Origin of the sequence: uncultured Porphyromonas sp. (assembly GCF_938046015.1) — a bacterium.
GTDB lineage: Bacteria > Bacteroidota > Bacteroidia > Bacteroidales > Porphyromonadaceae > Porphyromonas.
Map to the genome: position 1 here is coordinate 1 of NZ_CALIXW010000030.1, position 19,904 is coordinate 19,904.

Annotated in this window: 15 protein-coding genes; 8 read left to right on the plus strand and 7 right to left on the minus strand. The window is 63.5% G+C overall.

Going from position 1 to position 19,904, the window contains the following annotated elements; translation table 11 throughout:
- On the plus strand, window positions 1-1,350 hold a 1,350-nt coding region (locus tag Q0248_RS03215), incomplete at its 5' end, for a glycoside hydrolase family 95-like protein (RefSeq protein WP_363316760.1).
- A gap of 468 nt (window positions 1,351-1,818) precedes the next feature.
- On the opposite strand, the gene Q0248_RS03220 is transcribed toward Q0248_RS03215, so the two are convergent.
- Window positions 1,819-4,101 (minus strand): GH92 family glycosyl hydrolase, encoded by a 2,283-nt coding sequence (locus Q0248_RS03220; RefSeq protein ID WP_299319677.1) that lies wholly within the window; start codon window positions 4,099-4,101, stop codon window positions 1,819-1,821.
- A gap of 102 nt (window positions 4,102-4,203) precedes the next feature.
- Window positions 4,204-6,003 (minus strand): arginine--tRNA ligase, encoded by a 1,800-nt coding sequence (argS, locus tag Q0248_RS03225; protein ID WP_299319680.1) that lies wholly within the window; start codon window positions 6,001-6,003, stop codon window positions 4,204-4,206.
- Window positions 6,004-6,552: 549 nt separating this feature from the next.
- On the opposite strand from argS, the gene rfbA reads away from it, so the two are divergent.
- Genes rfbA through Q0248_RS03250 form a run of 5 tightly spaced genes read left to right on the plus strand, consistent with a single transcriptional unit; the run spans window position 6,553 to window position 10,425 of the window.
- Window positions 6,553-7,428, plus strand: coding sequence for a glucose-1-phosphate thymidylyltransferase RfbA (gene rfbA, locus Q0248_RS03230; RefSeq protein WP_299319682.1), 876 nt, complete (start codon window positions 6,553-6,555; stop codon window positions 7,426-7,428).
- A gap of 3 nt (window positions 7,429-7,431) precedes the next feature.
- Window positions 7,432-7,992: a dTDP-4-dehydrorhamnose 3,5-epimerase gene (gene rfbC, locus Q0248_RS03235; RefSeq protein WP_299319685.1), complete on the plus strand. Its 561-nt coding sequence runs from the start codon at window positions 7,432-7,434 to the stop codon at window positions 7,990-7,992.
- On the plus strand, window positions 7,989-8,867 hold the full coding sequence (gene rfbD, locus Q0248_RS03240; RefSeq protein WP_299319688.1) for a dTDP-4-dehydrorhamnose reductase: 879 nt from the start codon (window positions 7,989-7,991) through the stop codon (window positions 8,865-8,867). The genes rfbC and rfbD overlap by 4 nt, the downstream gene beginning before the upstream one ends.
- On the plus strand, window positions 8,860-9,909 hold the full coding sequence (gene rfbB, locus Q0248_RS03245) for a dTDP-glucose 4,6-dehydratase (protein ID WP_299319690.1): 1,050 nt from the start codon (window positions 8,860-8,862) through the stop codon (window positions 9,907-9,909). The genes rfbD and rfbB overlap by 8 nt, the downstream gene beginning before the upstream one ends.
- A gap of 3 nt (window positions 9,910-9,912) precedes the next feature.
- The gene (locus Q0248_RS03250; RefSeq protein WP_299319693.1) at window positions 9,913-10,425 is read left to right on the plus strand and encodes a methylated-DNA--[protein]-cysteine S-methyltransferase; all 513 of its coding nucleotides are present in this window, start codon (window positions 9,913-9,915) and stop codon (window positions 10,423-10,425) included.
- Window positions 10,426-10,607: 182 nt separating this feature from the next.
- Here the strand turns inward: Q0248_RS03250 and aroB are convergent, their stop codons facing one another.
- The 5 genes from aroB to tyrS form a co-directional block, all read right to left on the minus strand.
- Window positions 10,608-11,678, minus strand: a complete 1,071-nt coding sequence (aroB, locus tag Q0248_RS03255) for a 3-dehydroquinate synthase (protein WP_299319696.1) — start codon at window positions 11,676-11,678, stop codon at window positions 10,608-10,610.
- Window positions 11,679-11,687: 9 nt separating this feature from the next.
- The gene (alaS, locus tag Q0248_RS03260; protein ID WP_299319698.1) at window positions 11,688-14,324 is read right to left on the minus strand and encodes an alanine--tRNA ligase; all 2,637 of its coding nucleotides are present in this window, start codon (window positions 14,322-14,324) and stop codon (window positions 11,688-11,690) included.
- A gap of 152 nt (window positions 14,325-14,476) precedes the next feature.
- Window positions 14,477-15,862, minus strand: coding sequence for a TPM domain-containing protein (locus Q0248_RS03265; RefSeq protein WP_299319700.1), 1,386 nt, complete (start codon window positions 15,860-15,862; stop codon window positions 14,477-14,479).
- Between the two features lie 5 nt (window positions 15,863-15,867).
- Window positions 15,868-16,467 (minus strand): LemA family protein, encoded by a 600-nt coding sequence (locus Q0248_RS03270; RefSeq protein WP_211789090.1) that lies wholly within the window; start codon window positions 16,465-16,467, stop codon window positions 15,868-15,870.
- A 48-nt stretch (window positions 16,468-16,515) separates the two neighbouring features.
- Window positions 16,516-17,820: a tyrosine--tRNA ligase gene (tyrS, locus tag Q0248_RS03275; protein ID WP_299319703.1), complete on the minus strand. Its 1,305-nt coding sequence runs from the start codon at window positions 17,818-17,820 to the stop codon at window positions 16,516-16,518.
- Between the two features lie 472 nt (window positions 17,821-18,292).
- On the opposite strand from tyrS, the gene rbfA reads away from it, so the two are divergent.
- Both rbfA and Q0248_RS03285 read left to right on the plus strand, forming a co-directional pair.
- Window positions 18,293-18,628 (plus strand): 30S ribosome-binding factor RbfA, encoded by a 336-nt coding sequence (gene rbfA / locus Q0248_RS03280; protein WP_211789092.1) that lies wholly within the window; start codon window positions 18,293-18,295, stop codon window positions 18,626-18,628.
- Window positions 18,629-18,661: 33 nt separating this feature from the next.
- Window positions 18,662-19,903 (plus strand): FtsX-like permease family protein, encoded by a 1,242-nt coding sequence (locus Q0248_RS03285; RefSeq protein WP_299319712.1) that lies wholly within the window; start codon window positions 18,662-18,664, stop codon window positions 19,901-19,903.
- The last annotated feature ends 1 nt before the right edge of the window (window position 19,904 follow it).

Sequence of the window (19,904 nt, forward strand, 5' to 3'; positions counted from 1 at the left end):
CCCAACCTGCAGGGCCTATGGACCAATACCATCCAGGCGCCATGGAATGGGGACTACCATCTGAATATCAACCTACAGATGAACTACTGGCCTAGCGAGAAGGGCAACCTTGGGGAGGCCGTCAGTCCGCTCACCGACTGGATCGCCTCCCAGGTACGCTCGGGAGAGGCCACGGCTAAGGCCTTCTACAATGCCGAGGGCTGGGTGACGCACATCCTCGGTAACCTCTGGCAGTTCACCGCCCCTGGCGAGCATCCCAGCTGGGGCGCGACGAATACGGGCGCGGCTTGGCTCTGCCAGCATCTCTACAACCACTACCGCTACACGCAGGACAAGGCCTACCTCGAGCGCATCTATCCCATCATGCGCGGCGCGGCACGCTTCTTCTCCAGTACACTGGTGGAGGACCCGCGCAATGGCTATCTGGTCAACGTACCGACGACCTCGCCTGAGAACCACTACCTGACGCCCGAGGGCAAGAGCGTGGCCGTCTGTGCGGGCTCTACAATGGACAATCAGATCATCCGCGAGCTCCTGCAAAACACCATCGCAGCGGCCAAGACGCTCGGCGTCGACACCGCGGCGCAGCGCCATCTGGCGACGCTGCTCCCCCGCATCAAGCCTACCACGATCGCCCCCGACGGACGTATCATGGAGTGGATGGAGAACTTCGCCGAGGCCGAGCCACACCACCGCCATGTCTCCCACCTCTACGGGCTCTACCCCGGCAGCGAGATCACCCAGGAGGAGACGCCCGAGCTGGTGGAGGCTGCACGCCGTAGTCTCGACGCCCGAGGGGCAAGTAGCACCAGCTGGTCTATGGCCTGGAAGGTGAACTTCCGTGCGCGCCTCGGGGATGCCGAGGAGGCCTACAAGGTGCTCAACCTCCTGCTGCGCCCCGTCGCTGAGCTCGATCCCACGACGGGAAAGGCCAACGGCAGCGGCACGGAGAACAATCTCTTCAGCGCGCACCCGCCCTTCCAGATCGACGGCAACTTCGGTGGTGCCTCGGGCATCATGGAGATGCTGCTGCGCAGCGAGACGGGGAGCATCACGCCCCTGCCTGCCCTGCCCAAGGCTTGGGCTAAGGGGGAGATCACGGGCCTACGTGTAGTGGGCAATGCTACCTGCTCCCTCTCCTGGGACCAGTCGAAGCCCGGCAGCCTGAGCTACCTCGAGCTCGTCAGCCACAGCCCCTACCGCCATCAGCTCACCCTGCCCAAGGGGCTCGAGCGCTACGAGCTGCGCCTCAATGGGCGTCTCCTGCAGCCCAAGCAGCTCCTCCACTCGGGGCGCCTCCAGCTCCCACTGATGAAGGCGGGGGATAAGCTCACCCTCATGGCACGCTAGAGGCCGCGGGGAATGTAGCTGGCCCTACTAGGGCTGGCTCTCTGAGCCCCTAGCTAGCCTACTTGATCCGCTAGATACAGCGCCCCGCAGCTCCTCGTGAGCTGTGGGGCGCTGTGCTTTGGGGGGCTGAGGCGGGAGGCTTGTCCTAGAGGCGGGACGGTCCAGGGGGAGGCCTTCTGAGGGATATCAGTCAGGAGGCTAAGGGACGTCCGTGACGCCTGCGAGGGATATCCCTCAGCCCCGCCACTGATATCCCTCACCGAGCTGGGAGGAGGTGTTCGCTTCGCTGCAATCCCTTCGTCCCTTCGCTGGGCGGCCTGGGGCAAGGCACTCGACTTAGGCAGCTCTGTCACCTACAGACTGGGAGCCCTGTGCGCTTAGTTTGCTTATTGTCTCATTAAGACACAGGGCCCCGCAGCTCACGAGAAGCTGCGGGGCCCTGTGCTGTAGCCTAGGTCGGGACGACGCCTAGCGCTCGTCCTTGAGGTCGATCTTATCGGCTGAGGGTGGGGGGAGCTTGGCCCCCCATTCCTTATTGGGCTTGTCACCCATGACGAAGACGAGGCGGCCACCCGAGGCGAGTTCGCTGTGACGCAGCCAAGCGCGGTCGAGCGCCTTGCCGTTGAGCTCGGCGCGCTGGATGTACTTATTGACCGAGGAGGCGCCCTTAGCCTCGATGACGAAGCTGCGTCCCGAGGAGAGCTGCAGCGTCACCTTCTCGAAGAAGGGCGTACCGATCACGTAGACGGGCAGCCCCGGCGTCACGGGGTAGATCCCCATCATGGAGAAGACGACGAAGGCGCTTAGTCCGCCCCCATCCTCATCCCCAGGGACGCCCATCAGGTCGTTGCGGAACCAGGTGTCGATGAGCTTGCGCACCAGGCGCTGCGTACGCCAGGGAGCCCCAGCGTAGGTATAGAGGTAGGGGATGTGCATGCTGGGCTCGTTGCTCATGGCGAACTGCCCCACGTTGCCCGTCTGGTCGGGGAGCTGGCTGTAGAACTCCCACTTGGACTTGCTGAGCGGGGTGCGCAGCGTCTGGTCGAGGTTGGCTATGAAGCGTTCGCGGCCGCCCATCAGGTAGATGAGGTCGGCGGGATTGTGCGGTACACCCCAGCGGTAGGTGTAGGCGTTGTTCTCGTCGTAGTAGTCGCGTGCCCCTAGGCCGCCCGAGAGCTCGTAGTCGAAGGGCTGGATGAACTGCCCGCGGCTGTCGCGTGGATGGAAGAAGCCCGTCTCGTAGTTGAAGAGCTTGCGGTAGTCGTAGCTGCGGCGTAGGTAGCGTGCGGCATCCTCGTCGTGGCCCGCGCACTTGGCCAGCTGCGCCAGCGTCCAGTAGTCGTAGGCCGTAGCGAGGCTTACGGCCACGCTCTGCCGCTTCTCCCAGAGGGTGACGCGTGGGTCGCTCTCACGCTCTCCTGGACGTAGGGCGGGCATATAGCCACGCTCGTCGAGGGCCTTAGAGAGGGGCCCCTTGGGGATGCGGGTCCAGGGAAGGTAGGACTTCTCTTCCAGCGTGCGCTGGGCAGCGGCGTAGGCCGCGGCGAGGTTGAAGCCCGTGACGCCCTTGGCATAGGCATCGGCGAAGGTAGCGATGGTGTGCGAGCCGTTCATGCGGTGCGTGTCGCCCTGCACCTCGGGGAAGGTAGGCAGCCAGCCCTCGGGGGACTGGCGCGCCATCCGCAGCAGCGAGGTGAGCATCTGCTGCTCGCGCTCGGGGTCGAGCAGTAGGCGCAGCGGGTGCACGGCGCGGTAGGTATCCCACAGCCAGTCATCGGTGTAGAAGGGTACGCCGCCGTCCTCGTGTACCTTGTTGTCGAAGGCTGACCAGTAGCGTCCCTCCTCCGAGATGCAGACCATACGCTCGTAGGTGCGGTAGAGGGAGGTGTAGAAGGTACTCCGCTCGGCGGCCGTCCCGCCCTCGACCTGGACCTTGTCCAGAGCCTTGGCCCATTCGTTGCGCCCAGCCTTGGCCACGAGCTTGAGCTCGTAGGACTGGATCTCACGCTGGACATTGCGCTGCGCCTGCTCTACGCTGATGTAGGAGACGCCGTAGCGTAGGGCGCCCTTGTCGCCGCTGAGCGCCACGACGATACTGGAGCCCGAGACGCTGTCGGGCTGCATCTGCACGCGCCCCGTACGTGCCTCGCGCAGGCCGAGAGCCTTAGGCGCCTCGCTCAGCTCTGCCCAGAGATAGACGCGCGTGGAGTCGGAGAGCTGCTGCCAGCCCGAGACGCTGCGCCCCGAGGCACGTAGCTGGCCGTCTGGCGTGGAGAAGACGAGGTAGCGCCCCGAGCCCTGTCCCTCGAAGTCGAAGGTATAGAGGGCGCTACGTGCTGCGGGGGCATAGCCTACGCTGACCTCAGGCTCCAGCAGGCGTACGCTGTAGAGGTAGGGCTTGACCTCCTCCTGATCGTAGCTGTAGCGGGTGACGGCGGGGACGGAGTCCTCCAGCGAGGTGCGGGGGCTGAGGGCAAAGGCGGAGATCCCGCGGTGCGAGGTGAGGATGAGCGGAAGGCCCTCCAGCTGCTCGGCGGCGTAGTCCGTGCGCTGAGGGTGGACGCGCATCATACTGTTCGGCAGGTGCACCGTGGGGAAGGTGGGCACGAGCAGGTGGCTGATGCTCCCCAGGTAGGGGTTCACGTAGTCGATGGGATCGCGCTGCTCCCCGCTGGTGCTGCTACTCGGGCTGCAGGCCGCGAGGAGCCCCGAGCCCAGGAGGAGGGCGTAGAGGATCTGTCTAGTCGTCATAGCTGCTATATAAATGCCAGAGGGACGCCCCGAGGCGGCTTGCCTCGAGGCGTCCCTCCGCTCTTAGGTGATGCTGGTGGCGCCCATGGCTGGGGGCTTGGGCTACATGCGCTCGGGCATCTCGATGCCCAGCAGGGCCGAGCCCGCGGCGATGGTACGGGCGATGACCTCGGAGAGGGCGAGGCGGAAGGCACGCTTCGTCTCGTCCTCCTCCTTGAGGATAGAGTGCTCGTGGTAGAACTGGTTGTACTCCTTGACCAGCTCGTAGACGTAGTTGGCTATAAGTGCGGGGCTGAAGTCGCGCGCTGCGTCGGCCACGACATCGGCGTATTCGGCGAGCTTAGCCACCAGCTCCTGCTCCTTCGTCTCGAGGGTGAGCGTCTTGGGGTCGAAGGTCTCGGGTAGGCTGATACCCTGCTCGGCGGCGCGGCGCAGCACACTGCGGATACGGGCGTAGGTGTACTGGATGAAGGGGCCCGTATTGCCGTTGAAGTCGATGATCTCCTCGGGGCGGAAGACGATGTTCTTGCGGGGATCGACCTTGAGGAGGAAGTACTTCAGCGCTCCGAGGCCTACGCGGCGAGCTACCTCGTCCGTCTCCTCGGGGCTCATGTCCTTGGCCTTGCCCTGCTCCTCGGCGATGCTGCGGGCCGTGGCGATCATCTCGTCCATGAGGTCATCGGCGTCGACGACCGTGCCCTCACGGCTCTTCATCTTGCCGTTGGGCAGCTCGACCATGCCGTAGCTGAAGTGTACGAGCCCCTTGCCGAAGTCATAGCCGAGGCGGTCGAGCAGTAGCGAGAGCACCTTGAAGTGGTAGTCCTGCTCGTTGCCCACGACGTAGACCATCTTGTCGATGGGGTACTCGTCGAAGCGCTTCTTCGCCGTCCCGATGTCCTGAGTCATGTAGACGGAGGTGCCGTCGGAGCGCAGTAGGATCTTGCGGTCCAGTCCCTCGTCGGTGAAGTCGGCCCATACCGAGCCGTCGGGATCCTGGACGAACTTCCCCTCCTTCAGCCCTCGGAGTACCTCGGCCTTCCCCTCGAGGTAGGTTTCGGACTCGTAGTAGATCTTGTCGAAGCTGACGCCCATACGCTCGTAGGTCTCGTCGAAGCCCGCGTAGACCCAGCTATTCATCATGCGCCAGATGGCTACGGTCTCCTCGTCACCCTCCTCCCAGCGGCGCAGCATGGCGCGCGCCTCGGCCATCAGCTCAGAGGCAGCCTCGGCCTCCTCCTTGCTCTTGCCTGAGGCCATGAGGGCCTCGAGCTCGGCCTTGTAGTGCTTGTCGAAGAGGACGTAGAAGTCCCCGATCAGGTGGTCGCCCTTCTTGCCCGTGCTCTCGGGCGTGGCGCCCTCGCCCCAGCGTACCCAGGCGAGCATGGACTTACAGATATGGATACCGCGGTCGTTGACGATATTGGTCTTGACCACGCGCTGCCCTGCGGCCTCTAGGATCAAGGCGAGGCTATAGCCGAGGAGGTTATTGCGCACGTGCCCGAGGTGCAGGGGCTTGTTGGTATTGGGCGAGGAGTACTCGACCATGACCAAGGGAGACTGCTCCGTGGCGCGGATATGTCCGTAGTCCGCATCGTGGCGTATGGCGTTGAAGTCCTCGACCCAGGCCTCCGTGGCGATCGTGAGGTTGAGGAAGCCCTTGACGACCTGCACGCTGGTGACGAGCTCAGGGTGACGCTCCAGCAGTGCCTCGCCCAGCTCCTGGGCCGTAGCCTCGGGGCTCTTGCGGGAGACCTTCAGGAGGGGGAAGGTCACCAGGGTCCACTGACCCTCGAATTCGCTGCGTGTCTTCTGCAGCTGTAGCTGCTCCTGGGGCACGCTCTGTCCGTAGAGCTCCTCTACGGCTTGGCTCACTGCGCTCTGCAGTGCGTGTACGATGGACATATTGCTCTCTGCTTATCTTATACTTTGTCGGTGGGTGGCTTAGCCTCGGGGCTGCGACCTCGGGGTCCCCCCGAGCTGCCGCCTCCGCTGGCTAGGAAGTACAAAGATACGAATAAGGGGCGCAAAGTCCAGACACTCAGCGCTGGGATCGCCCTACAGCTCCTCGCGGAGCGCTTCCCTAGCCGTCGCGGATGCTCCGGGCTCAGGGGAAGCGTCCGTGAGGGATATCAGTCAGGCGGCTGAGGGACGTCCGTCAGCACCGTGAGGGATACCCCTCAGCTCGCCGATGGGTATCGGTCAGCCCGCTCTAGACTTGGGGCGGCCGAAGCGCAGAGCCTAGGGTGGGGAAGAGCACAGCCAAGGGCGGGTAAAGCGTACTGCCTATAGCGGCTACGAGTACAGGCCGTAGTGGCCGCCGTGTCGCCTGCGGGATGAGCCTGCTTGCAGCCGCTAGAGCGCGCAGCCCCAGAGGGCTCGCGGGGATACGGGCAAAAGCCGTATCTTTATCCATCATTAAGAATCAGAACGGCAAACGACTCACCTAGATAGATGAAAGGAATAGTCCTAGCAGGCGGTGCGGGCACGCGCCTCTATCCCATCACCAAGGGCGTGAGCAAGCAGCTCCTGCCCATCTACGACAAGCCGATGATCTACTACCCGATCTCGGTACTGATGCTCGCGGGCATACGCGAGATACTCATCATCTCCACCCCCGAGGACCTGCCCGGCTTCCGCCGCCTCCTCGGTGACGGGTCGAGCTATGGGCTCAGCTTCAGCTACGCCGAGCAGCCCTCCCCCGACGGCCTAGCTCAGGCCTTCATCATCGGTCGGGACTTCATCGGTGACGACAGCGCCTGCCTCGTGCTGGGGGATAATATATTCTACGGTATGAGCTTCACGCAGCTGCTGCAGCAGTCCGTGGCGCGTGCCGAGCGCGAGGGTAGGGCGACGATCTTCGGCTACTGGGTCAGCGACCCCGAGCGCTATGGGGTGGCGGAGTTCGACGCCGAGGGGCGCTGCATCTCCATTGAGGAGAAGCCCGCCCAGCCCAAGAGCAACTATGCCGTAGTCGGCCTCTACTTCTACCCGAATAAGGTCGTCGACGTGGCCGCTGGGGTCAAGCCCTCGGCACGCGGTGAGCTGGAGATCACGAGTGTGAACCAGGCCTTCCTCGAGTCGGGCGAGCTCAGCATTGAGACGCTGGGCCGTGGCTTCGCTTGGCTCGATACCGGGACGCATGACTCCCTCTCGGAGGCCTCTACCTTCGTCGAGGTCATAGAGAAGCGTCAGGGGCTCAAGGTCGCTTGCCTCGAGGAGATCGCCTACCACCAGGGCTGGCTCAGCGCTGAGGAGCTGCGCCGTGTGGCCGAGCCGATGAAGCGCAATCAGTATGGTCAGTACCTCCTTAGGCTCCTCGAGCGCTAGCGTATGAAGATCCTAGACACTGCGATCCCCGAGGTCAAGATCCTCGAGCCGCGCCTCTTCGAGGATGCCCGCGGCTACTTCTTCGAGTCCTTCAATGAGCGCCTCTTCGCCGAGCTCGTAGCGCCCGTACACTTCGTCCAGGATAATGAGAGCCGCTCCAGCTACGGCGTCGTGCGTGGCCTCCACTTCCAGTGCGGCGAGGCGGCACAGGCCAAGCTGGTGCGCGTCATCCGTGGCCGTGTGCTGGACGTGGCGGTAGACGTGCGGCGGGGCTCGCCCACCTTCGGGCAGCATGTGGCCGTAGAGCTGACGGAGGACAATCACCGCCAGCTCTTCATCCCCCGCGGCTTCGCCCACGGCTTCAGTGTGCTGAGCGAGGAAGTCATCTTCCAGTACAAGTGTGATAACTACTACACTCCCGAGGCCGAGGGCGCTATCGCCTGGGATGATCCCGAGCTGGGGATCGACTGGCGCATCCCGCGCGAACGGGTGCTCCTCTCGGCCAAGGACAGCGCTCACCCCCGCCTCTCGGAGGCCACCAAGCTAGCCGAGTACATCCGATGAGCTACGCCCAGCCCTTCCTACTCCTCGGTGCCAGCGGCCAGCTCGGCAGTGAGCTGCGCCGCCTGCTGAATGCCGCCGCCGTACCCTATCTAGCCCCTGAGCTGGACGAGCTCGACCTCACGAGCCCTGCGTCTCTAGCGGGCTACCTCGCGGCACATCAGCCCGCACTCATCATCAATGCGGCCGCCTATACCGCCGTGGACAAGGCCGAGAGCGAGCGTGAGCTCGCCGAGCAGCTCAATCATCTAGCCCCTGCCCAGCTCGCCCAGTGGGCCGCCGAGGCAGGCGCCTACCTCATCCACGTCTCGACGGACTATGTCTTCGACGGCACGGCGCACAGCCCACTTAGTGAGGAGCAGCCCACGGCGCCCCTCGGCGTCTATGGCCGTACGAAGCGCGCGGGCGAGGAAGCCATCGAGCGCTCGGGCTGCCGCTACACCATCCTCCGCACAGCCTGGCTCTACTCCAGCTACGGGGCGAACTTCGTCAAGACGATGCTTCGCCTGATGCGCGAGCGCAGCCAGCTTACGGTTGTGGCGGACCAGATCGGGAGCCCCACCTATGCACGTGATCTCGCGGGCTGCATCCTCCAGCTCATCCAGCGCCCTGAGCCACTGGTCGGGCTCTACCACTTCAGCAACGAGGGAGTGGCCAGCTGGTACGACTTTGCCGAGGCTATACGCGAGTACGCAGGCCTCGACTGCGAGGTGCTACCCATACCGACGAGCGCCTACCCCACAGCTGCCGTGCGTCCCCTCTATTCGCTCCTAGACAAGGCGAAGATCAAGGCCGCGCTTCCCGAGCTCCACATCCCCCACTGGCGCAGCTCGCTCCAGAGCTGTCTGCCCCTAATCCTAGCGAACACTCATGACTAAGTATACCCGTAGCCTCCTCATCACCGGGGGGGCGGGCTTCATCGGGGGGCACGTCGTGCGCCTGATGACCCAGCGCTACCCCGACTACCACATCATCTGCCTCGACAAGCTCACCTACGCGGGCAACCTCGAGACCATAGCCGACGTGGCGGAGGCACCGAACTTCACCTTCGTCCAAGCCGACATCTGCGACTACGAGACCATGCGCCGCCTCCTCGTGGAGCACGAGGTCGACGGTATCATCCACCTTGCGGCCGAGAGCCACGTGGATCGCAGCATCAGTGATCCCTTCACCTTCGCCCGCACCAATGTCCTCGGCACGCTGAGCCTGCTGCAAGCCGCCAAGGAGGTCTGGTCGGCGCGCCCCGAGGGCTATGAGGGCAAGCGCTTCTACCACATCTCTACCGATGAGGTCTACGGAGCGCTGGAGCTGGACGGCGGCTTCTTCACCGAGGAGACGAAGTACGATCCCCACAGCCCTTATTCGGCGAGCAAGGCCTCCAGCGACCACTTCGTCCGTGCCTTCCACGATACCTATGGGCTGCCTACACTGGTGACCAACTGCTCCAATAACTACGGCCCCTATCAGTATCCCGAGAAGCTGATCCCGCTCTTCATCCACAACATCATCCAGCGCAAGCCGCTCCCCGTCTACGGCAAGGGTGAGAACATCCGTGACTGGCTCTATGTCCTAGACCACGCCCGCGCCATCGACACCATCTTCCACAAGGGGGCTATCGCCTCGACCTACAACATCGGCGGCTTCAACGAGTGGCGCAACATTGACCTCGTGCACCTGCTGGTCAAGACCGTGGACCGCATCCTTGGTCACCCCGAGGGCTACTCCGAGGAGCTCATCACCTACGTCACCGACCGTGCGGGGCATGACCTGCGCTACGCCATAGACTCGTCGAAGCTCAAGGAGGAGCTGGGCTGGGAGCCTAGCCTACAGTTCGAGGAGGGGCTGGAGCTGACCGTACGCTGGTACCTCGAGCATCAGGACTGGACGGAGCTCGTAGCGCGTCGTACGAGCGAGGCCTAGCCTATGGATCAGCCGCTGCACTATTACGCCTACCCCTCGCCCCTCGGGACGATCACGCTGGGGATCAGAGCTGGCGCACTCGCGCTGCTTGACCTCCCTAGCGAGGCGCAGCCTAGTATAGGCGCCGAGGAGCTCTGCACGGAGCCCCCAGCCGAGGACGCTACGCTCCTAGGGTGCGTGGGGCAGCAGCTGGCGGACTACTTCGCGGGGCGTCGCCAGCACTTTGATCTGCCGCTTGCCCCAGTGGGGACACCCTTCCAGCGGGCGGTGTGGGCAGAGCTCGCCCGTGTACCCTACGGGCAGACGCTGAGCTACCTTCAGCTGGCCCAGCGCCTGGGTAAGCCCGCCGCCGTGCGTGCTGTAGCCCAGGCCTTGGGACGCAATCCCATCGCCATCATCCTGCCCTGCCACCGCATTGTCTCCAGTGGTGGCGGCCTCGGCGGCTTCAGTGCGGGCCTCGAGACCAAGCGCTGGCTCCTCCAGCTGGAAGGCGTACTTGCCCCTGAGCTCCTCTAGCGGCACGCCCGCTCTATCCTTAGGGTGCGGAGCTCAGAGCCTCGCCTGGAGTATCCTTAGTGCTCCGCCTTAGCCACCGATCTCCTTGGCTAGCCCTTAGCGATAGAAGCAAACAGCCGCGCCCCCGAGTATCTAGAGATGCTCGGGGGCGCGGCTGTTTGGCTAGAGGAGGGTAGGGGCGGCTAGAGCCGTCCGAAGGTCTCGCGGAGGAAGTCTAGGGCGGCGCGCAGAGGTGCCTCGTCGCTTAGCTCCAGCAGCTCCCAGTCTCCCGGGGCCTTGATGCCGACGAAGCGGATGAGGCCGTGGCTGTTCTTCTTGTCCTGACGCATCAGTGAGATCAGTTCGCCGTAGTCGCGGCAGCTGTAGAGCGCGGGCTGGTAGAGCTCCTGCGCGAGGTAGAGCAGCTGGCGGAGGTAGTCGCGGGAGCAGCCCGTGAGCTCCGTCGTGAGGTAGCTCTCGACGATGAGGCCGAGGACGACCGCCTCGCCGTGCCGTAGGCTCTGCCCCTGGGGGCGCGCTAGGGCGAAGGCTTCGAGGGCGTGGCCTACGGTATGCCCTGCGTTGAGGATACGCCTGAGGCCCGACTCGCGCGGATCGGCCGTGACGATCGCCTCCTTATACTCCACGCTGGAGCGAATGAGCTCTAGCCACTCCGCATCGCTGAGCCCGACGGGGTCGCCGAGGCGCCGCAGCTGGAGCCAGGTCTCCTCTCCCTGCAAGCTCGCGTGCTTGATGATCTCCCCGTAGCCCGATAGGAGTTCGTCTAGGGCTAGGGTCTCGAGGAAGGCCGTATCAATGACTACCTCCTCGGGGAGGTGGAAGGCGCCGACGAGGTTCTTGACCCCAGCGAAGTCGATAGCGGTCTTACCCCCCACGGAGGCGTCTACCATGGACAGCAGCGTCGTGGGGACATTGATCGTCCGTATGCCCCGCATGTAGGTGGCGGCAGCGAAGCCGCCGAGGTCCAGCAGGGCGCCTCCGCCGATGATGACCAGTAGACTCTGACGGCTGGCTCCTGCATCTGCGAGCCAGCTCCAGAGCTCCGCGAGCTGGCTGGTGTCCTTGCTCTCCTCGCCCGAGCACTCGAGGCTGTAGTAGGCCGTGGAGGGGGGGAGCTGCGCTTGGAGCTCGGCGATGCGTGCTTCCTGCAGCTGTCGAAGCGCGGGGTCAATCAGGACAAAAAGACGGTCGCAGGCTAGCCCCTCGACGAGCGAGGGTAGCCTGCGACCGAGTAGGTCTGTGCCTAGGATCATGGGTGTGCCTTAGGCCTGGAGTCCGAGGTCAGCCAGCAGCTGGTCTACCGCGGCATTGAGCCCATCAGGGTTCTTCCCCCCAGCGGTAGCGAAGTGAGGCTGACCACCGCCGCCGCCCTGGATGTGCTTGGCTGCCGCGCGGAGGAGCTGGGCGGCATTCCAGCCACGGCTCTCGACGAGGTCCTTGCTCAGCATCAGCGTGAGGTTGGGCTTGCCCGAGGTCTTGTCCTCCTGGGCTCCGATGAAGACGAAGGGCTCGCTGAGCTCGCCTGCGATCTGGAAGGCAAGATCCTTGATGATCTCGCTGGGGACGTTCTGACGCAGGAGGAAGAGGCGGATACCGTTCACCTCGTGGCGCTTCTCCAGTAGGCGGCGCTTGACCTCGAGGAGCTGCTGCTTAACGTAATCGCCTACCTGGCGAGCCAGCTCGCTGTTCTCCTCGAACATCTTCTGGATGGCCGTCATGAGCTGCGGGCTGTTGTTGAAGAGCCCGCGGATGCTCTGCAGGAGATCCTCCTGGGCATAGAGGTACTCCTCGGCTGCGGCGCCCGTTACGGCCTCGATGCGGCGTACGCCTGCAGCCACAGAGGACTCGCTGGTGATGCGTACCGTGCCGATGACACCCGTAGAGCGGACGTGTGTACCGCCGCAGAACTCCGTCGAGCTGCCGAAGCGGATTACGCGTACGTAGTCGCCGTACTTCTCGCCGAAGAGCGCCAGGGCGCCCATCTGACGTGCCTCCTCAATGGGTACCTCGCGGTACTCCTGTAGGGGGAGGCAGGCGCGGACACGCTCGGTGACGAGGCGCTCTACGGCGCGGAGCTGCTCGGGCTCTACCTTGGCAAAGTGGGCGAAGTCAAAGCGCAGCACCTCGTCAGAGACGAAGGAACCCTTCTGCTCGACGTGCGCGCCGAGGACCTCACGTAGGGCCTCGTGCAGCAGGTGAGTAGCGGAGTGATTGGCCTCGATACGGTGGCGACGCTCGGCATCCACGACAGCGCGGAAGCTCCCCTCTAGCTCGGCGGGGAGCTGCTTCATCAGGTGGATGGCTAGGTTGTTCTCCCGCTTGGTGTCGAAGATAGCGTAGCGCGTGCCGTCGGAGGCGATGAGGGCACCGCGGTCACCGACCTGTCCGCCCATCTCGGCGTAGAAGGGCGTCTCGCTGAGGACGACCTGGTAGTACTCCTGCCCCTTCTGCTTGACCTGGCGATAGCGGAGGATCTCCGTCGTCGTCTCCAGCTGGTCGTAGCCTACGAAGCGTACGGCAGCCTCGTCGTGGACGCTGATCCAGTCGCCCGCATCGATGGCGGCGGCGTTGCGCGCACGCTCCTTCTGCTGCTGCATCGCAGCGTCGAAGCCCGCTTCATCGACCGTCATGCCCTGCTCGCTGAGGATGAGGGCCGTCAAGTCAAGCGGGAAGCCGTAGGTGTCGTAGAGGACGAAGGCGGCCTGCCCGTCCAGCACCTGCTGGCCCTGGCGCTTGCACTCCTCGATCTGCTTGTCCAGTAGGCGGATGCCCGTCTCCAGCGTGCGCAGGAAGCTCTCTTCCTCCTCGCGCATCACCTTCTCGATCAGCTCGCGGCCTGCCACAAGCTCGGGGTAAGCCTCGCCCATGGTCTGGATGAGTACGGGCAGGAGGCTGTACATGAAGGCCTCGCGACGCCCGAGGAAGGTGTAGCCGTAGCGTACGGCGCGGCGCAGGATGCGGCGGATGACGTAGCCCGCCTTAGCATTGGAGGGCAGCTGCCCGTCCGTGATGGCGAAGGCGATGGTACGGATGTGGTCGGCGATGACACGCATCGCCACGTCCGACTCCTTGGCGGCACCGTACTCTATACCCGTGAGCGTGGCGATGGCCTGGATCATTGGGGTGAAGATGTCGGTATCGTAGTTGGACGTCTTGCCCTGTATGGCCATGCAGAGACGCTCGAATCCCATCCCCGTGTCGATGACGCGCTTGGGCAGGGGCTCCAGTGAGCCGTCGGCCTTGCGGTTGTACTGCATGAAGACGAGGTTCCAGATCTCGATGACCTGAGGGTGGCCTTGGTTGACCAGACTCAGCCCGTCGACCTGGGCGCGCTCCTCCTCGGGGCGGATATCCACGTGGATCTCGGAGCAAGGACCGCAGGGACCCTGATCGCCCATCTCCCAGAAGTTGTCGTGCTTGTTGCCATTGATGATGCGCTCGGCAGGGAGGTGCTTCTCCCAGAAGCCTGCGGCCTCATCGTCACGCTCTAGGCCTTCGTCGGGTGCTCCCTCGAAGACGGTCACATAGAGGCGATCCTTGGGCAGCTTAAGTACCTCCGTTAGGTATTCCCAAGCCCAGTCGATAGCCTCGTGCTTGAAGTAGTCCCCGAAGGACCAGTTCCCCAGCATCTCGAACATCGTGTGGTGGTAGGTGTCGTGGCCTACTTCCTCAAGGTCGTTGTGCTTGCCGCTGACGCGCAGGCACTTCTGCGAGTCGGTCACGCGGGGGTACTTGATCTCGGCATTCCCGAGGATGATGTCCTTGAACTGGTTCATCCCGGCATTGGTGAACATCAGCGTAGGGTCGCCCTTGATCACCATGGGAGCAGAGGGGACGATCTGGTGCCCCTTGCTATGGAAGAATTGCTTGTACGACTCGCGGATTTCTTGCGAAGTCATGCTGCTCTTGTCACTCATCTATGTATTTAGGCTTGTATCAATGTGATTGAGGATGCAAAGGTACGCTAATTCCGCGTATCGCTGTGGGCGCTGAGCCCTTGTCCCAGGGACGTGGGCTGCCTGGACTAGCTAGGGGTGGAGCCTTCGACGGGCTACCACCCGCTGGTGGCACCACCGCCGCCCGAGGAGCCTCCACCGAAGCTGCCTCCGCCAAAGCCCCCACCGAAGCCTCCTCCGCCGAAGCCTCCTCCGCGGTGACGGCCGCCACTCAAGAGCCCGCCGAGGAGCATAGCGCCGAGGGCTGCATCATCGGTCGAATTGTCGCGATAGTCACGGTGATCGCTCTCCCCACAGTTACGACAGCGTAGCTCGGTACGTATGTAGCGGACCCCCTCGAGGCGTATGCGCTGCTGCCTGACGACCTCGGCCGTACGTGCCCGACAGTGGCGGCATACGCTCCAGTGCTCGGAGAGGTCCTCCCCGACGAGCTCCCGCTCGTGGCACTCAGGGCAGGCGAAGGCGACATAGCGCCGCGAGCCGAGGGCGGTCTCCAGGCGCTGGGGCTGCGTCAGATAGCTGTAGCTCTCCTCAGGGCTCAGCTGCTTGAGGAGCCCGACCTGGCAGTGTGGGCAGCGCGAGAGGCGCTGCTCGATCTCCTGTAGCCTGCGCTGCATATATATATAGTATAGGATGCCGACCGGTAGGCAAAGCACGCAGAGCACCAGCGCCCAGATGCGGTAGGTGCGGCGTAGGCTGGGGTAGCTGAGCAGGAGCTGACGCTGCCCACGCTGTGCCTGGTGTACCACGCCCTGCAGGTTGTTCACCAGCGAGAAGGCAATGATCGCTACGATGAGGATGTAGAGGTAGAGGAGCACAGAGCTATCCAGCCCGAGCCCCTCGCTGCTAGGCCCTCGGGCAGTGTGCCGATCCGAGCGGTAGCCTGCTGCGATCAGCTCCTGCTTCACAGCCTCTACCCCCATGATCAAGGCATCCGCATAGTGGCCCTGACGGAGGAGGGGGATCATCACTTGGCGCTGGATGCGGGAGGCCGTGGCATCGGGCAGTGTACCCTCGAGGCCATAGCCGACCTCGAAGCGTACCTTGCGCTGGTCGAGGACCAGGAGGATCAGCAGCCCATCGTTGAGCGTGCGGGAGCCTATGCCCCAGCTGCGGAAGAGCTCGGTGGCGAAGCCCTCGATATCGCGCTCCCCGATGCTGGGCAGTAGCACGACGGCGCACTCTACGCCCGTGTCGCTACGTAGCTCGGTGAGCAGAGCGTTCAGCACATCCCGTACGTTGGGGCTCATGTAGCTCTCGGGATCGGAGAAGAGCTGGAGGCTATCCTGGGCGAAGACCTTGGGGACACGCTCTACCGTGTAGACTGTGCCGCTTGAGCCCTGTGCCTGGAGCTCTGGGGAGAAGAGCCCAAGGCTAAGTGCCAGCTCCAAGAGGAGGCTAAGCACGTAGGCTATATGACGAAGCCTGCCCCCACGCTCCCCGAAGGAAGTCATGGGAGCAGGCTGTAGATACTGCAGCATAGGCGCTACTTCTGACTAGAGGAGAAGTCGACCACTGGAGCTACATCGCTGCCAGCCTGAGCCGTGAAGTAGGGGCGGGGACGGAAGCCCGTGATGCCTGCGATCAGCGAGTTGGGGAAGCTGCGCACCTCGAGGTTGTAGGTCTTGGCGATCTCGTTGAAGTCACGGCGCGCCGTGGCGATACGATTCTCCGTGCCCTCCAGCTGCGCCATCAGCGTCTGGAACTGCTCGTTGGCCTTCAGCTCGGGGTACTTCTCCACGACGACCATCAGGCGAGAGAGCGCCGAGGAGAGGGCATCCTGAGACTGCTGGAAGCGTGCCAGTGCGGCCTCGTCCATATTGTTGGCATCGATCGTGGTGCTCGTGGCGCGGCTACGTGCCTGGATGACGCCCTCGAGGGTCTCACGCTCGTGGCTGGCGTAGCCCTTGACTACGTTGACGAGGTTGGGGATGAGGTCGGCGCGGCGCTGGTAGTTATTCTCTACCTGAGCCCAGGCGGTATTGACCTGCTCCTGCGAGCCTACGAGGCCGTTATACTTCGATACCCCCCAGAGGAGGACGAGGACAGCCACGACGGCTGCGATGATTCCTTTTGAGAACTTCATGATGTCTGTCTGCTTAGTGGTTTGAGTCTAGGCGCTGCGTGGGCTAGGCTAGCGGGCGATGAGGAGGTAGTAGTTCTTCTTGCCGCGCTGCACGAGCAGGTAGCGCCCGTCGATGAGCTGCTCGGTGGTGATCAGCTCGTCCGTGGAGCTGACCTTCTCCTTGTTGATGCTGATGCCTCCAGCTTGGACGAGCTTGCGCAGCTCACCCTTGGAGGGGAAGATGGCGGCATCCTCCGTCAGGAGCTCGATGAGGCGACGGCCTGCCTCGAGCTCGGTGCGGGAAACTTCGTACTGAGGTACCCCCTCGAAGACGGCCAGCAGCGTAGCCTCGTCGAGCGTCTGGAGCTGCTCACGCGTGCCCTGCCCGAAGAGGATCCCCGAAGCGGCTACAGCGGCCTCGTAGTCGGCGCGGCTGTGTACCAGTACGGTCAGCTCCTCTGCCAGGCGACGCTGCAGCGCACGTAGGTGGGGCGCTGCTGCCTGCTCGGCCTCGAGGGCTGCGATCTCCTCACGGGAGAGCGTGGTGAAGATCTTGATATAGCGTGCGGCGTCGGCATCGTTGACGTTGAGCCAGAACTGGTAGAAGGCATAGGGCGTCGTGCGCTCGGGGTCGAGCCATACGTTGCCACTCTCCGTCTTGCCGAACTTACCCCCGTCGGCCTTGGTGATCAGCGGGCAGACGAGGCCGAAGGCTTCGCCCCCATCCTTGCGGCGGATCAGCTCCGTCCCCGTGGTGATATTGCCCCACTGGTCCGATCCGCCCATCTGTAGACGGCAGCCGTAGTTGCGGTAGAGGTATAGGAAGTCGTAGCCCTGGAGGAGCTGGTAGCTGAACTCAGTGAAGGACATCCCGTTGGAGTTCTCCCCGTTGAGACGCTTCTTGACCGAGTCCTTAGCCATCATATAGTTGACGGTGATGTGCTTGCCGATGTCGCGGATGAAGCCTAGGAAGCTGTAGTCCTTCATCCAGTCGTAGTTATTGACGAGGATGGCGGCATTGGGGGCGTCGCTCTCGAAGTCAAGGAACTTCGACAGCTGCTTCTTGATCCCAGCCTGATTGCGCTTCAGCGTCTCCTCATCGAGCAGCTTGCGCTCGTCCGACTTCATCGAGGGGTCGCCGATCATCCCCGTAGCGCCGCCCAGTAGGGCGATGGGGCGATGGCCGGCGCGCTGTAGGTGGCGCAGCATCATGACGCCCACGAGGTGACCTATATGCAGCGAGTCCGCCGTGGGGTCTATCCCGAGGTAGGCGGAGGTCATGCCCTTGGTGAGCTCCTCCTCTGTCCCGGGGATCATATCATGGATCATGCCACGCCAGCGTAGCTCTTCGACGAAGTTCTTAATCTCACTCATATCTATGCTGTGTTTATATCGTTTCTGCAAAGGTACGTAATCCCTACGTTCGCCCCGCACGGAGGCGTAAGCCGCGCTTGCCCCCGAGGCAGCTCGCAGCTCCAGCCTCGCCCCATCTCCAGCGAAGGGAGGGCTAAGCCCTCGGCGAAGTGCGCCCATAGGGAGATCGCCTCTGAGGGATAGCAGTCAGCGCGCTGAGGGACGTCAGTCACATGCGCCATGGATACCCATCGCGAGGCTGAGGGATATCCCTCACGGAGCCCCGAGCCCAGTCAGCGGCCTGTGATCACACAGATAATGGCCTTGCCTAAGGGTAAATGGGATCGGACACAGCAAGGGCCTTTGCAGCTGCTCCTAGCGAGTAACAGTGGGGTGGAGTAGTGGGGGTGCGGTGCGTCAGCCCGCTTGTCGCGCGCGGTCGCTGCAGGCTTTTACGTATCTTTGTGCCGTACCAACTAGACAGTATAGCAGAATGGACAATACCCGAATGAGCCGCATCAATCGGCTGATACAAAAGGAAGTCAGTGACCTCTTCCGCCAGCAGACCCAGGCCCTCCCTGGGACGCTGGTCACCGTCACCTCGGTCACCGTGAGCCCTGACCTAAGCATTGCACGCGTGCGCCTCTCGATCTTCCCCACCGAGCGCGGGGAGGAACTGCTGGAGACCATCCGCTCCAACGCCCGTGCCATCCGCTACGACCTGGGCCTGCGCGTAGGCAAGCAGCTGCGCAAGTTGCCCGAGCTGACCTTCTTCATCGACGACTCGCTCGACTACCTCGAGCGCATTGATGAGCTGCTGGGTCGCTAGCCGCCCCGATACCATATTATATATAGGAAGGACGTGCTCAGCCTACGTATAGCGCTCCGCTACCTTTTCAGCCGATCGCGCCTACATGCGGTGAACTATGTGACGGGGGTCTCCACCCTCGCCGTAGCCATCGTCGCCATGGCGCTGGTCTGCGTCCTCTCGGTCTACAATGGCTATGTGGAGCTTATCCTGGCAGGGACAGAGCGCACGGATGCCGAGCTACTCGTACGAGCGCGTAGCGGTGGCGTCTTCGACCTCAGCAAGTACCCTCAGTGGCCGAAGCTACTCCGTGAGACGGGGGCGCGTAGCTGTGTGCGCCTCCTCTACAGCAAGGGGCTACTACGTGCCGATGAGCGCCAGTGGGTCGTCGAGGTGCAGGGGGTAGACCGTCACTTCGGGGAGGTCTACACGATGGAGCAGCAGCTCTTCTCGGGCCGCGCCCTGAGCTCAGCGCTCCGCCACTATAGCAGTGCCGACAGCGTCCTCCCCATCACCATAGGCGCGGGGCTGCCGCTGCTGACCGATAGCACGGCTCGTGGAACCGAGCCCGCCGAGGTGACGCTACTCTTCCCCAAGCGTCGGGGCTTCATCAACCCGCTGAACCCCGCCAGCTCCTTCAGCGGTATGCCCGTCGAGGTCATCGGCCAGTATCCCCCGATGAGCCTCGAGACGGACCACACCATCTACGTGCCGCTGGAGGGACTGCAGCAGCTGCTGGACTACGAGCGCGACGAGCTCAGTGCCCTGGCGCTCCGCTACCCTAAGGGGACCGACCTCGAGGCCGTGCGTGAGCGCCTCACAGAGGGACTGGGGTCGGAGCTAGTCGTCCAGGACCGCGAGGAGCAGCACCCCGAGCTCTCCTACCTCATACGCATGGAGAAGGTGATGACCTACCTGATCCTGCTCTTCATCCTGCTGTTGGCCTCGCTCAATGTCGCCAGCAGCCTGACGATGCTGCTCCTGGAGAAGCGCAGCGACTATGCCATCCTCTACGCCCTCGGCGCCTCGCAGCGCATGGTGGGGAGTATCTTCCGCAGCGTAGGCCTGCTGATCGCCCTCATTGGCTCGAGCCTGGGGCTCGTCCTGGGGCTCGTCGTCTCGCTCCTACAGCAGTACTTCGGCATCATCTCCACAGGTGCGGGACTATCGGCCCAGGCACTTCCGGTGAAGATCCTGCCGCTGGACCTCGTGTTGGCCTTCGTCAGTGTCAGCGCGATCTCGTACCTGATCTCCCTCTATCCGATACACTTCTTCGTGCGTCAACGCAAGGGATGAG

Excerpts from the sequence above, each read along its gene's own strand:
- rfbC (WP_299319685.1), top strand. The coding sequence starts at position 7,432 with ATGAAGATCCTAGACACTGCGATCCCCGAGGTCAAGATCCTCGAGCCG.
- rfbA (WP_299319682.1), top strand. The coding sequence starts at position 6,553 with ATGAAAGGAATAGTCCTAGCAGGCGGTGCGGGCACGCGCCTCTATCCC.
- rbfA (WP_211789092.1), top strand. The coding sequence starts at position 18,293 with ATGGACAATACCCGAATGAGCCGCATCAATCGGCTGATACAAAAGGAA.
- rfbD (WP_299319688.1), top strand. The coding sequence starts at position 7,989 with ATGAGCTACGCCCAGCCCTTCCTACTCCTCGGTGCCAGCGGCCAGCTC.
- alaS (WP_299319698.1), bottom strand. The coding sequence starts at position 14,324 with ATGACTTCGCAAGAAATCCGCGAGTCGTACAAGCAATTCTTCCATAGC.
- Q0248_RS03220 (WP_299319677.1), bottom strand. The coding sequence starts at position 4,101 with ATGACGACTAGACAGATCCTCTACGCCCTCCTCCTGGGCTCGGGGCTC.
- Q0248_RS03270 (WP_211789090.1), bottom strand. The coding sequence starts at position 16,467 with ATGAAGTTCTCAAAAGGAATCATCGCAGCCGTCGTGGCTGTCCTCGTC.
- Q0248_RS03250 (WP_299319693.1), top strand. The coding sequence starts at position 9,913 with ATGGATCAGCCGCTGCACTATTACGCCTACCCCTCGCCCCTCGGGACG.
- rfbB (WP_299319690.1), top strand. The coding sequence starts at position 8,860 with ATGACTAAGTATACCCGTAGCCTCCTCATCACCGGGGGGGCGGGCTTC.
- aroB (WP_299319696.1), bottom strand. The coding sequence starts at position 11,678 with ATGATCCTAGGCACAGACCTACTCGGTCGCAGGCTACCCTCGCTCGTC.
- Q0248_RS03265 (WP_299319700.1), bottom strand. The coding sequence starts at position 15,862 with ATGCTGCAGTATCTACAGCCTGCTCCCATGACTTCCTTCGGGGAGCGT.
- tyrS (WP_299319703.1), bottom strand. The coding sequence starts at position 17,820 with ATGAGTGAGATTAAGAACTTCGTCGAAGAGCTACGCTGGCGTGGCATG.
- argS (WP_299319680.1), bottom strand. The coding sequence starts at position 6,003 with ATGTCCATCGTACACGCACTGCAGAGCGCAGTGAGCCAAGCCGTAGAG.